The sequence below is a fragment of the Pseudahrensia aquimaris genome, assembly GCF_042676045.1.
In the GTDB taxonomy this organism is placed as follows: domain Bacteria; phylum Pseudomonadota; class Alphaproteobacteria; order Rhizobiales; family Rhizobiaceae; genus Pseudahrensia; species Pseudahrensia aquimaris.
The window spans coordinates 56,265-68,016 of the sequence record NZ_JBHTJV010000006.1 but is presented as its reverse complement, the minus strand read 5'-3'; the positions used below and the strand labels follow the sequence as shown (position 1 = coordinate 68,016).

Annotated in this window: 10 protein-coding genes and 1 pseudogene; 3 read left to right on the top strand and 8 right to left on the bottom strand. The window is 47.0% G+C overall.

Going from position 1 to position 11,752, the window contains the following annotated elements:
- Positions 1-318 precede the first annotated feature (318 nt).
- The 3 genes from ACFQ14_RS08835 to ACFQ14_RS08825 all read left to right on the top strand — a co-directional run bounded on the left by ACFQ14_RS08835 (position 319) and on the right by ACFQ14_RS08825 (position 3,276).
- A complete protein-coding gene (locus tag ACFQ14_RS08835; RefSeq protein ID WP_377212373.1) occupies positions 319-1,119 on the top strand; it encodes a hypothetical protein in 801 nt (266 codons plus the stop codon).
- A 3-nt stretch (positions 1,120-1,122) separates the two neighbouring features.
- Positions 1,123-1,878 (top strand): GP88 family protein, encoded by a 756-nt coding sequence (locus ACFQ14_RS08830; RefSeq protein ID WP_377212372.1) that lies wholly within the window; start codon positions 1,123-1,125, stop codon positions 1,876-1,878.
- A 201-nt stretch (positions 1,879-2,079) separates the two neighbouring features.
- Entirely contained in the window at positions 2,080-3,276 is a 1,197-nt protein-coding gene (locus ACFQ14_RS08825) for a Fic family protein (protein WP_377212371.1), read from the top strand.
- A 255-nt stretch (positions 3,277-3,531) separates the two neighbouring features.
- Here the strand turns inward: ACFQ14_RS08825 and ACFQ14_RS08820 are convergent, their stop codons facing one another.
- The 8 genes and pseudogenes from ACFQ14_RS08820 to ACFQ14_RS08785 all read right to left on the bottom strand — a co-directional run bounded on the left by ACFQ14_RS08820 (position 3,532) and on the right by ACFQ14_RS08785 (position 11,611).
- Positions 3,532-4,839 (bottom strand): caspase family protein, encoded by a 1,308-nt coding sequence (locus ACFQ14_RS08820; protein WP_377212370.1) that lies wholly within the window; start codon positions 4,837-4,839, stop codon positions 3,532-3,534.
- Positions 4,840-4,842: 3 nt separating this feature from the next.
- A complete protein-coding gene (locus ACFQ14_RS08815) occupies positions 4,843-5,460 on the bottom strand; it encodes a M23 family metallopeptidase (protein ID WP_377212369.1) in 618 nt (205 codons plus the stop codon).
- A gap of 62 nt (positions 5,461-5,522) precedes the next feature.
- Complete coding sequence (locus ACFQ14_RS08810) at positions 5,523-6,230, bottom strand: hypothetical protein (RefSeq protein ID WP_377212368.1); 708 nt, start codon at positions 6,228-6,230, stop codon at positions 5,523-5,525.
- 23 nt (positions 6,231-6,253) lie between these two features.
- A pseudogene (locus ACFQ14_RS08805) lies at positions 6,254-6,406 on the bottom strand (transposase); the annotation flags it as partial.
- A 155-nt stretch (positions 6,407-6,561) separates the two neighbouring features.
- Complete coding sequence (locus tag ACFQ14_RS08800) at positions 6,562-7,857, bottom strand: glycoside hydrolase domain-containing protein (protein ID WP_377212367.1); 1,296 nt, start codon at positions 7,855-7,857, stop codon at positions 6,562-6,564.
- A gap of 809 nt (positions 7,858-8,666) precedes the next feature.
- Positions 8,667-9,017: a DUF4345 family protein gene (locus ACFQ14_RS08795; RefSeq protein ID WP_377212366.1), complete on the bottom strand. Its 351-nt coding sequence runs from the start codon at positions 9,015-9,017 to the stop codon at positions 8,667-8,669.
- Between the two features lie 5 nt (positions 9,018-9,022).
- Positions 9,023-10,387, bottom strand: a complete 1,365-nt coding sequence (locus tag ACFQ14_RS08790; protein ID WP_377212365.1) for an NAD-dependent succinate-semialdehyde dehydrogenase — start codon at positions 10,385-10,387, stop codon at positions 9,023-9,025.
- Between the two features lie 63 nt (positions 10,388-10,450).
- Positions 10,451-11,611 (bottom strand): AI-2E family transporter, encoded by a 1,161-nt coding sequence (locus tag ACFQ14_RS08785; protein ID WP_377212364.1) that lies wholly within the window; start codon positions 11,609-11,611, stop codon positions 10,451-10,453.
- Between the last annotated feature and the right edge of the window lie 141 nt (positions 11,612-11,752).

The following is an 11,752-nucleotide window of genomic DNA, read 5'->3' as shown; positions in this document are numbered from 1 at the left end:
GCACCGCATCACGCTTGAAATCGTCACTGAAATTGGCTTTGCCCATAATGGCCTCCTTGCCTCAAAATTAGGGAAGAAGGTGTCTACAAATCTAGGGGCTATTCAAAGCTGCCGATTGTAAGCTGGTTGAAATCACCCCTCACAAAAGATCATCAGAAGCACCTCGACCGTCAGCAAAGATCAAGGCTGAAAGTAAGCCGTCAAAATGTGGGAGGCCGCGTAAGAGTTTGAAGCCATCTCGACACTCAAATCTGAAATCTCAAAACCTCCCAAAAATGTCACATTGCCCAACATTTCCAATTCGAAGAGAGAATGACGATGACTGAGCTTTCAAATAAAAAAACGTACTTGGCAGTAGTTGAAAGTTCGGTGAAATCGGATACTCAAATTTCTGAGAAGTTTGACGGTCAAACTTCAGAGCCTCAGACACCGGCGAATACCAAGGATGATTGCAGGACTGATAAGTGCATTATGAATAGCCGTATACCGAATGCGAACTATAGCTCTGCTGTTGATGCGTTTAAAAAGATGGAAGCTTTGGAACAGCAATCAGATATCGGGCTGCAGATAGTTCAATTGGCAGCAATGCACGCAGCCTACCTAGTGTATTATCCGTTTCGCAATGACGAAACAGCATGGTGCAGCTTTCTGAGTGAACTTGGAATCACACTCAAAGGACAGACAAGGCACGTTATTTCGCCGCTGCTTGATTGTCTCTTCGCGTCTAGCAAATCCTCTGCATGCAAATCTAAGAAGAGTATGTGGTCGTCGTCCATTACCCATGCTGCCAAGAATGATATCGAGCCTGATAAATTTAAAAAATTCATTCAAACTTCAGGTGGCATAGCTAAATCGGCAAAAGCTGCGCGGAAACTAAAATTGACTAAAGATGATCGGCTGAAAGCAGCTGAGGCGGCGCATGAAGCTGAATTACGTTTTCGCGCGCGCGCGCCAAATCTGCTGCTTCAAACTTCACAATTTGTCGATAGCCTCAGTGTCGGATTTAACATCGTGGTTGTTGAGAAAAAGGCTTCAGGGAAGGCCAGCATTCTCGCTCGTCTAGAAGATTCAAGTGTGACGGCTCATCAAAAATTTCTGAAACTCATCACTAAGAAATAGGTGATGAAACAAAATAGAAAACCAAAGCAGCGCCACACGTCGAAGAAACGACTGTCACCCATTTGTTTGGCGGCTGATGATCCTGCAATCATTGAGAAACGCTCACTTCATCCCAATCGTGTGCGTGATCCAAATGAGACGGAATGGGTCCTGAAAAGTGGCATGCATTCTAGGAAATATGGAGACCGAGTTGCCAAAGGAACCTGGGTCAATTTTCCGGTTTTCTCTTTTACTTTGGAAGAGCGTGCCACTTGTCCGGCGCATTGTTCCCAGTTTGCGATTTGCTTCGGCAATAGAATGAGCCAGCCAAGAGCTTATCGGTACCGTCACGGCCAAGCCTTGACCGATCAGTTGGAAACTGAGTTTCAGATATTGTCGTTGGAGCCTGAGACAGCTCCCGGCACTGTAGTCCGCGCTCACACATTGGGTGATTTCTATTCAATTTCTTATGTGTCTTGGTGGGCCGAGCAACTTGCAAGACATTCCAGTTTGCATGTTTGGGGCTACACCGCATGGACGCCCGACTGCCACATTGGAATAGCAATAGCGCAAGTTAAGCGCGATTTTCCGAACAGGTTCCGCGTACGTTGGTCGAACCGGCCAGGCGAAGAAGATTCTGTTTCGGTTGTTAGTGGCCTGGATAAGGTTCCAAATGATGGATCGATCGTTTGCCCATACGATATCCAGCGGGTGAAGAACTGCGCGGAATGTGGCATTTGCTGGGAATCCCGCAAACACGTCGTCTTTCTAGAGCATTAGTGAGCAGCTGTTTGGTGCTGCTTTTCTCTGGCAGCTCACTGTCACGATTGATGCCCAATTTTACATCTTCCACTATTTGACATATTAAGTAGACATGGGAATTAGATATTTCTCTTAAATTCCATACAAAAATTATCTTATTTCAATAGGTTAGATTGCATTGTAACCGGACATTTATCAGGACATATATGCTGACAAGTTATGCGTGAAGATAGAAATGAAACGACGGCTATTATGGAGCCTATGCTAATCGCTGAAGGCGCAAAAGCGAGAGCAGAGCTTATTGACCTAGCGTTGACACTGGCTGAGGAATCTGCGGCATTCAAGAACAGCCTGCCAGACGGCGTGCGGATCGCGTTGGCAAATCTCGTAAGGTCAATGAACTGCTATTACAGCAACCTAATTGAAGGCCATGACACTCATCCGGTTTCAATAGAGCGGGCCTTGAAAGAGGACTACAGCGCTGATCCAGAAAAAAGAAACCTGCAGCTGGAAGCAAAAGCTCATATCTTAGTTCAGCAATGGATTGATGACGGCGGACTACATGGAGCTGCCACCACACCAGACAATATATCAGCTATTCACCGCCGGTTTTGCGAAAATGTTCCTGATGAGCTTTTGTGGTCGGTGAATCCCGAAACCGGTGAACGGCTTAAAGTTGATCCGGGTGAGTGGCGGACAAGTGACGTTAAAGTTGGACGACACATTCCTATCAGTCCCGGAGCGGTACCCAGGTTCCTAGAGTATTTCGAGAGAGCTTACTCCAACCTTGGTCGGGCTAACTCAATTTTATCAGTTGCCGCCGCTCACCACCGGCTTGCGTGGATACATCCTTTCCAAGACGGCAATGGGCGTGTTGCACGATTGATGACGCATGCCATGCTGCTCGATGCATTGGATACCGGAGCTATTTGGTCGGTCTCACGGGGCTTCGCTCGCAGCAATGGTCGATACAAAGACCTTCTCGCTGCATGCGATATGCGCCGACGGAATGACCTTGATGGTAGGGGTACGCTGAGCGAGGAAGCTTTGATCGCTTTCACCAAGTTTTTTCTAGAAATTTGCCTAGACCAAGTGCGGTTCATGCGCGAACTCATCAGGCCAGAGAAACTTCACACGCGGATACAACTATGGGCAGAGGAGGCAATTCGACTGGGCGAGCTTCCCCCGAAGTCCGATAGAATTTTACAAACTGTGCTGTATCGCGGTGAACTTCCAAGAGGTGAAGTGCCTGAAATCATAGGCGCCACCGCCCGCCACGCCAGCAGACTTACATCTGCTCTCTTGTCTAGAGGCGTGCTGACATCCGAAAGTTCAAGGGGAGTATTGAAATTGTCATTTCCAGCAGAACTAGCAGCCCGATGGACGCCTGGCCTGTTTCCGGATCAACTGGATTGAGGAACCTGAACAAAGAGTAAGCGTTTGCAAATTCCAAGGCAGATGACATTACGCTTGGTGAGCATCTTGCGTCGCTCGCAAGGGGCTTCAGGAAAAGTCCAATTCAAGTCGCATAAGGTCCATTATGGAACGATAATTTTAAAATTACCAAGACTGCCCGGTGCAACGCTAAAACAACCACAAAATTTGTAGACACCCTCTTCCCCTATTTTCACAAACGGAGACTGTTATGAGGAAAGCCGCGCCAGAGTCAAACTAACTGCCCAGAAAAGTAGGGCAAATGTTCAAACTTTCAACTTGTTGAATAGTCAGATTTGCAGATTGTAGTTCCGCAATACCCCGACCATTCTTAGTCAAAGAAAGCAGCTCTATTCTCCTTGGTTTTTCAGATGGGCGCCGAAAACGCAAAATCCTCTTTAGAGGAACGCCATTTTTCAACAGCTCGATAGCTAATGTCTTTATCGCATCGATAGGAGTGTTTGGCGCGCAAGCTAATGAATTGACTGCAAATTTATCCGGCAATTCTGCGCGAGTAACAGAGTATGGGATTCCGCTTCGCTCAAGAGTTTCGGAAACTTTTCGACCGTCAGCTGTCTTCCTATAATATATGAGCTCCACGCCATCGAACAATTTATTTTCTGCAGCTACAGTTTGACTCCGCAATGTGCTTTTTCGAAGCCCGGCACCATCCGGCGACTTTGCAGTCAACTGACCGACAACGTGGTCGGATTTTGGTGAGGAAAACACTAAGTCGCCAAGTTTTCTGTTCGGACTTCTATCGTTACCAAATTGGGGGGTGAGATAGTCACTTGCCAATTGAGTATTTATATAAAAACCCAGTTCGCTAGCAGTCACAAGCTCGTCCTTATTCCTATCAGCTCCTCCCTCTATCCCATCGATAAAGGCTTGTGAGAATGATAAGTTATCAGGAACCTCTTGTTGAGCAGTTCCTGCAGTAATGTATTGCCAACCGGGTCGATCAATGTCCGACAAATAGGCTATCTCAGGAGGCAATGTGTTGCGACGCGTTAAGAATATGCTTCCTGAAAAGCAGCTATTAAATACCAATAAAACGTGCTTTGCTCGTCTGCCATTTGGGAGCATAGCACGTATTTCAGACATGCTAAAAGCCTTCTGGAAAAAATCGGCGTCGCCAAAGTATAGTGTGTCTCGTGGTAAGATGTACCCCATGTCTTCTGATTGATCTGAATGCCCATGCCCAGCAAAGTACAGTATGAGCCGAGTGTCTCGGGACCAACGTCTGTTAAAAAACTCTCTCACTGCCTTCTGCAGTGATATAAAGTCGGGATCGGTTACAATCTCTGTAGTGAAGCCTTGTTTGGTTAGGGCTGCGTTAACGTTCTCTATCTCTTTTTTGACTGCGGGCAAAACTGGCCAGCCAGTCTGTGGATCGTATTTAGACACACCAATTATTAGGGCATGGCTTTGATCGTACATTTTGTATACGCCGGATTGAACGGGTATGCTCATTTCCCCGGCAGCCTGACTAGAACTCATGCCTAGAATGCAAATCAATAAAAGAACGCCAATATACCTGAACATAGCCTAATCCAATCTTTTATACGATTCAACCAGACTTGTATAAATAGGAATATAGGCAGTTACCCTTTTTCCTTTTGAAATAACTGTTTTCTTTGCGTCAAAGTGCAGATGAATGGTCGTAGATGAATTTCCAAACGAGTTCGAAACCTTGCCGATTCTAGAACCGATTTTCACTTTATCTCCTTTGGCCACTGCAAGATCGTTCATTTGTACGTGCAAATATCGATAGATCGTTCCGCTAGAACCAAGCAGAGTTACGCTATATTTTCCTACATTCGTGATGACACCGGCTTCAGCTGCAACTGTCCAGTAGAAATCTTTATCGCATGTATTTGGCCTAATATCTTGGCCTTGATGTCCTTTTCCAGTGGGGCAAAATGGCATTTTCCAACGTCGCTTTTCGCAAAAATTATCTTGCCATGGATACTTGTAATTAGAAGCACTACATTGCCCTCCGCTTGGCCCTTTGTTTCCCCCTGGTCTATAAACTTGCGAGTTGGCGTATGCATTTTGTTTTTCTATTGGAAAACGAAGTTTGGGCAAAAACACACGATCACTTCGCCACCCTTTGCCGCTATTTGGTAAAAGATCGCCAGGCTCCATAAAACGATCATCTGCCATCCCTATTGAAATGCAACTAAAGAGCGATAGGAACACAATTATTAGGCATTTGAAACAGCGTATCATTTTTTGACACCCCCGATAGTTACAAGGTCTTCGCGCACTTTTTCCAAAAAATCGGGCTTGATACACTTTTCGTCATTTGCTTCTTTGCAAGTTAAGCGGATGGTGTAGTAAGCGCCGAATTGGACAAAGCTGCAATCAGCTGAATTCTCGCCTTCGTCATTCATTGGCTGAAAATCACACCTGCTGGAAAGTTGGAAAGTATTGAGCGTTTCATCCGTCTTGTCATCAAGGGAAACCTGAATTGCTTTGGACGAACCCATCACAGCTAATTCGCCACCCGTGTCCGACAGTAGCGCAGCATACGTTCCGCCATCGCCGACAATAAGCGGCGATGATCTAAAAGTCTCACCTTGCCCACTGGGGACGAGCACCGGCACATTTATACGCCCAAGAACTTCGGAAGAGCTTGTTGCAAAGCTTCGCATATTTGGTGGTAGCCGATCTTTATCTGACGCAATTGATTTTTGCACATTTTCCCAGTCAATATCTGCTTCAACTTCCACAACGCTCTGTTCTGTTTGTGCGTTTGCGTTAGATAAAAATGCCGAGAGAGTAATGCCGAAAAGGACAATTTTAATTCTATTTCTAATCATGATTTTCTCCCGGTATTCAATGAGGGTGATGAAAACATATTTTATGTTGTGGAGCAAACTAGTGCCAGCCCAACCCGTATTAATTCTTTCGTGTCTTTCTGATAGTGTCATAGCACGTGCTACGATATCGCAACAGAAGGCATCAGGCCGGCGCACTTTTCGCGCCAATTGTAAAACGTCGCAACGCTTATCCCGGCTTCACGGCACGCTTCAGCAACGGTCGCGTCGCCCTCAGCCTGCTTCAAAACAAAGGCAATCTCCGCCTCGCTGAACTTCGATGCTTTCATGGAAATCTCCTTCTCCCAATAACGGGATCATAAATGGAAAATTCCAGCTTTGGATGGTTCTAATTCTTTGCAGCAGACTACAATTCTTGAAGATCGTGCGAAGCCTTTCAGAAATGTTGTATGTCCTAGTGGCCATCGGTTCGACTAATTCGAACCTATTTCGGGCAGGTCTTATTCTCGCCCTTTGAGACGCTGTAATATTGAGGCTTATTTGCAAAACTATCAGTCAAATTGTTCAGATTAGTCCAGCCGTCAACTTGGCCATCATCGTCCGAATCAAACTCAACTAAGGTACTCGATCCAATATTGACTGACTTACCGGTTAAGTTTACGGAATTTGCGTGATACAGCCGACGAGGCTTGCCATCACGCGTCACCGCAATATCTGACTTTTTAAAAGTAGGTTTGGTACGAATCCAAGCCCGTCCGTCGCAAACAAATCGATGCGAACTAAATATAGCTTCAGATATTTCGGATTGAATCTTTGTCGTGCCAGCTGCATTCCAGAAACCAATATCCGCATCTAGATTTGGATTTTGTATATTTGTGTCTAAGCCTAACCCATTTTTGTAGCCTGATTTCGGCCCATATCGCTTCTTATCGGTCCAGTTTTGGAAAAGGTTCCATTTCATAGTGTTGTGAAAGTCTCGAGTCCCGGAGAATGATCTAGATGCCATTATCCATGAAAAGTCGAAAATAGGCTGTTCAAAGCCTTGCGAAAGCAGTTTAAAAGCATCTCCGCTACCATATATGCCCAATTTGTAACCATGCTTAGCTAATTCAGCTTTTACTGTTTGGACATAAACTAGCACACGCTTGTAAGCTTCGCTTCGTATGTTCCCCTTTATAGATTGTCCGCCTAGGATGTTTTTTTTCTCAACAGAATCGATACGTCCGCCAAAATTGAAGTCCAAACCAAAATATATTGCCGATCCCTTAGGTTGGCCTGCAAACTCGGCCTGCGCGATTGCAGCGCCAGCGTCTAGAAGCGCCTCTTTTTTGGGTCCATGTGGTTGCCTAGTCGTTTTGCAACCATCGCCCTTTATCGTCGAGTACTTATACTGATACCTTCCATCCTTCTTGACATGCTGCCCTTTTTTGTTTCGAATTTTTGCTCTAGTTCTACCGAAAAATTTCCCTATCCAGTTACTCTTGTACTGATAAATAGATAGTATCCCAAAATTGGCATTTAGGAGGGATTTAAGCTCCATCAATTTTTTCTCTTTGCTGCCTTTCAAAGAATTATTTGGCCCCATATTAATCAGCCTTTTCCCCGACCACTGATAACAGCGCGCATAATATCTTCCGACGATTTTGACACCGTCAGATTTAAGTTCGGTCAAATATGGAGTTGTACGTACAGCCACATCGACTATTGCAATGTCAGCACTTGCTGATCGAATTGTTGAAATAAAAATTATAACAAGGAAAACCGAAAATTTAATTGGCATTTTTAAATCCCCGTATCAGTAGGATATATTGATGTAAATTTCAATTCTGTGATTATTATATCTCGATATTTCGGCAGATGTAAATTGACGAGAAATCGTTTTTTTAATAATGCAGGTCACGCTAATATACATGAAGTGAAAGGCAACTATCTTCCAGCCATTTGGAGAAGTCAGTTTCTTTGTCTGCTTCCCCAATTTATAATACCCGGTTGGATTATTTTCGGGTCATTGCTCAGGGTGCGGATGCGTCATCTGTACCGCTTGCCAGTCATATCGGTGGTTTGTTTAGATGGTACTGTGGTGTCGAACGTTGTTGTAGTGAGCGCGCCGAGCTTCCAGTTTTGCCGGGCGTCGTCAAGGTTCATGAAGCAGTGTGCGTTAAGGCACTCAATGCGGAAGCAACAGTTTGAGTTCTAAACAAAGGTACTTTTGGTCGGTGTGGCAGAGCGCGAAAAGTCCATAACGCAGGAGCGTTTTTGGGACAATTTGGGGACAAAACGGTTTGGGACAGAAGGAAACGGTATGAAATTGAGTATTGCGTCTTGAAATGGAATGCAATAAAAACAAGGCCTTAGCGTTAAACGAAATCAGAGATTTCTCCCGATTTGGCGCTCCGAAGGCAGAGGTCGCGCGTTCGAATCGCGCCGGGTGCGCCAAGATTTTATTGTAAATCACTATGATGCTTCTTAGAAGGATCCAGAGAGTGAGAATTTTGCTGGAACTGGCACAGTTTTGGCGCAGTTTTGTTCGGGCGAGATGCGGAATCGTTACAATTCGTCAGAAGGCAGATAGGTTGGTGTGATCACATTTCATATGTTCGACCAAACTAGAAAAACTGCCAAAGCAACTTCAGCTGCAAAGAAAGACAAACTGATTGATTGGCCAGATTTGTCTACGATTATCGACGTCAGCCGCCCAATTGCTGCTCCTGCATAAGCGCAACCGACCATCACGAAGGCGATGGGAAGTGAAATCACAATGGCACCAATTCCGAGGCCTACGAAAAGAGCCCCATTGGCCGCCCGGATTTCCGATAGACCCAAAGTGCTGTCACCAGTTTTCAGATCAAGCTTTTCCATTGTATAGCGTGGCTTAAGCCAACCAATCATGCCGAAGCCAATGGTTGCTAGCATCGCAATGATGTTCAAAGCATAGATCATGAAAATTAGCCCTTTGTGATACCAATTGTTTTGGCATTTACGAATGCCAGAATTCCTTCGCGTGATAGCTCCCGCCCATAGCCAGATACTTTGATCCCGCCAAAGGGTAGCCTCGGGTCGGATGCAGACATCGAATTTACAAAGGTTGAGCCGGCTTCGATGCGGTTGATGAACAAGTCTTGTTCTGCGGGTTCTGTGGTCCAAACGGAACTGGCCAAGCCAAACTTGGAATCGTTGGCGATCACTATCGCATGTTGTGCGCTATCGGCCTTAAACAGCAAAGCGACGGGACCAAAGAATTCCTCCGTGGCGGCGGGGCTGTTATCGGGAATATCAGTCAAGATAGTGGGCTGATAGAAATGACCATCCATCTCTCCCTTACCACCACCAACCAGAACTTTTGCGCCCGCTTTGACTGATTTTTCCACCTGTTCAGCAAGCTCATTGCGAATATCTTGTGTCGCCAGAGGCCCCATATCAGTGCCGTCTTTCATGGGATCGCCCATTTTCATCGCCGCGACCTTCTCTACGAAACGATCTCGGAAATCATCAAAAATATCCGCATGAGCGATGAAGCGCTTAGCAGCGATGCAGGATTGTCCGTTGTTGATCATCCGCGCTGTGACGGCGGTTGTTACAGCCTTTTCGATATCTGCTGAGGGCATGACTATGAATGGATCACTGCCGCCCAGTTCCAGCAAACTTGGTTTCACCTCGTCGCCGGATTGGGCTGCAACCGCAGAACCGGCTGGGCCGCTGCCGGTCACAGAAGTCGCTTTCACGACCGGATTGGCGATCACGTCCGCCACCTTGCTGGAGCCGATCATAAGTGTTGTAAAAACACCTCGCGGTGCGCCTGCATCGGTGAAAATACGTTCAATCTCGACTGCACATTGGGGTACATTGCTGGCGTGTTTCAGCAGACCGACATTGCCAGCCATCAAGGTGGGCGCAGCAAAGCGGAAGACTTGCCAAAACGGGAAGTTCCACGGCATGACAGCCAAGATTACGCCTAAGGGAAAATAACGCACATAGCTTTCGTCTTTGTCGCTGTCGCGCTGATCGTCTGAGAGATAGGCCTGCGCATGTTCAGCGTAGTGACGGCAAACCCATGCGCATTTTTCAACTTCGGATACTGCCTCACTGAGACGCTTTCCCATTTCTCGAGTCGCAATCTCAGCAAGCCTGTCACGGCGTTCATCGAGAAGATCAGCAGCTTTATTCAGCACAACCGCGCGGTCTTCAAAGCTTCTCCAACGCCAATCTTGAAAAGCTATATCGGCGCGATAGAGAGCGTCGCTGACGGCCTGGTCCGACATTTCTTCATGTGAAAATTCGATCTCGAGTGTGAATGGGTTTTGCGATTTCACAGCTAATCCTGACTTGGCTAGAGTTTCGGCAGAAACCTACACGGCGACCCTGCCGTTCCCAAACTACGCGGCATGGGTTTTGCGTTGCTCGTTGGATAGAAAATTGGCGATATGCGCTGTTGAGTCGATGTTTTCGCAAACGGTCTTCACAATCACCAAGATCGGCACGGCAATAAGCGCACCGACGAAGCCCCAAAGCCACGCCCAAAACCCCACAGCAATGAAAACACTTACGGCGTTGAGTTCCAGCTTACGGCCAACAGTTAGCGGCGTGACGAACTGTCCTTCAATTGTCGTGAAGGCAAAATATGTGGCGGCGACACCGACGACGACCGGCAGCGTTTCAAACGTGACCGCAGATACCGCAACCACGACCCCAAGGCCTATCACAGCGCCAATATAGGGCATGAAGTTCAACAATGTTGCCATCGCGCCCCAAACATACGGGGTGGGCATTCCCCATGCGTGCATCGCAAGGCCGATCGCAACACCCAAGCAGACATTGATTGTGGTGATCGTCAGCAAGTAACGCGAGATCACGCGCTCAACATTGCGGGCTGTCCCCAATGCCTGCTTTTTATCCTCAAGAGACTCAAATCTGTGAACGAGTTTGGAGTAAAACAAATCGCCTGAACCCAGCAGGAACGTCAGCAAAACCAAGGTGATCGCCAGCGTCGTCGCCATGGAAAACATGTTACTGGCAGCTGTCTCAAACAGACCTGGCCCCTGGATTGTCACTGCTTGAACGTCGCTTGCAACTGCGGTTGTTACCTCGTCCATCTCTCTTTGCGCTTCCATCACAACCTGTAACGGTGCCAGCAGAATTGACGCCTTTTCCTTCAACGCAGCACCGATTTCAGGGACGCGGTTGAACCAATCGGACACTGGGAAAGCGAGAAGATAGATCAAACTCAGGGTGGCCATTAACAGGGAAGCAACAATGAGAACCGCTGACAGAGCGGCAGGAATCCCCAAACGCGACAGGGCTCGCACGAGGGGGCTGAACGTGAGAGCAAGGATGAAGGAGCCGGTGATCGGCACGAGAAAATCGCGCGCCAGATAAAGAATTGCGAGCAGGGAGAACGCCAGCATCCAAAATAGGGACCGACTGATATTCTCCAAGACATCTTGCCGGATTGACCCACCACCAGCGGCTTTGTCTACCTCACTAGAGGACTGATTGGGGCGCTCTGATCTTTCAAGTCTGGCGGCTTGCAACGTCATCGCACGGATCTCTCTCGTTTTGGGTCAGAACTCTGTAGCTCTCTCAAAAGCGCTTGCAGAACACATTGCGTTCTCAGCCACATACTCATCTCAACGCAAACAATCGCTCTTCGTTGCATAATTCATTGGCTTGCCTTGGAA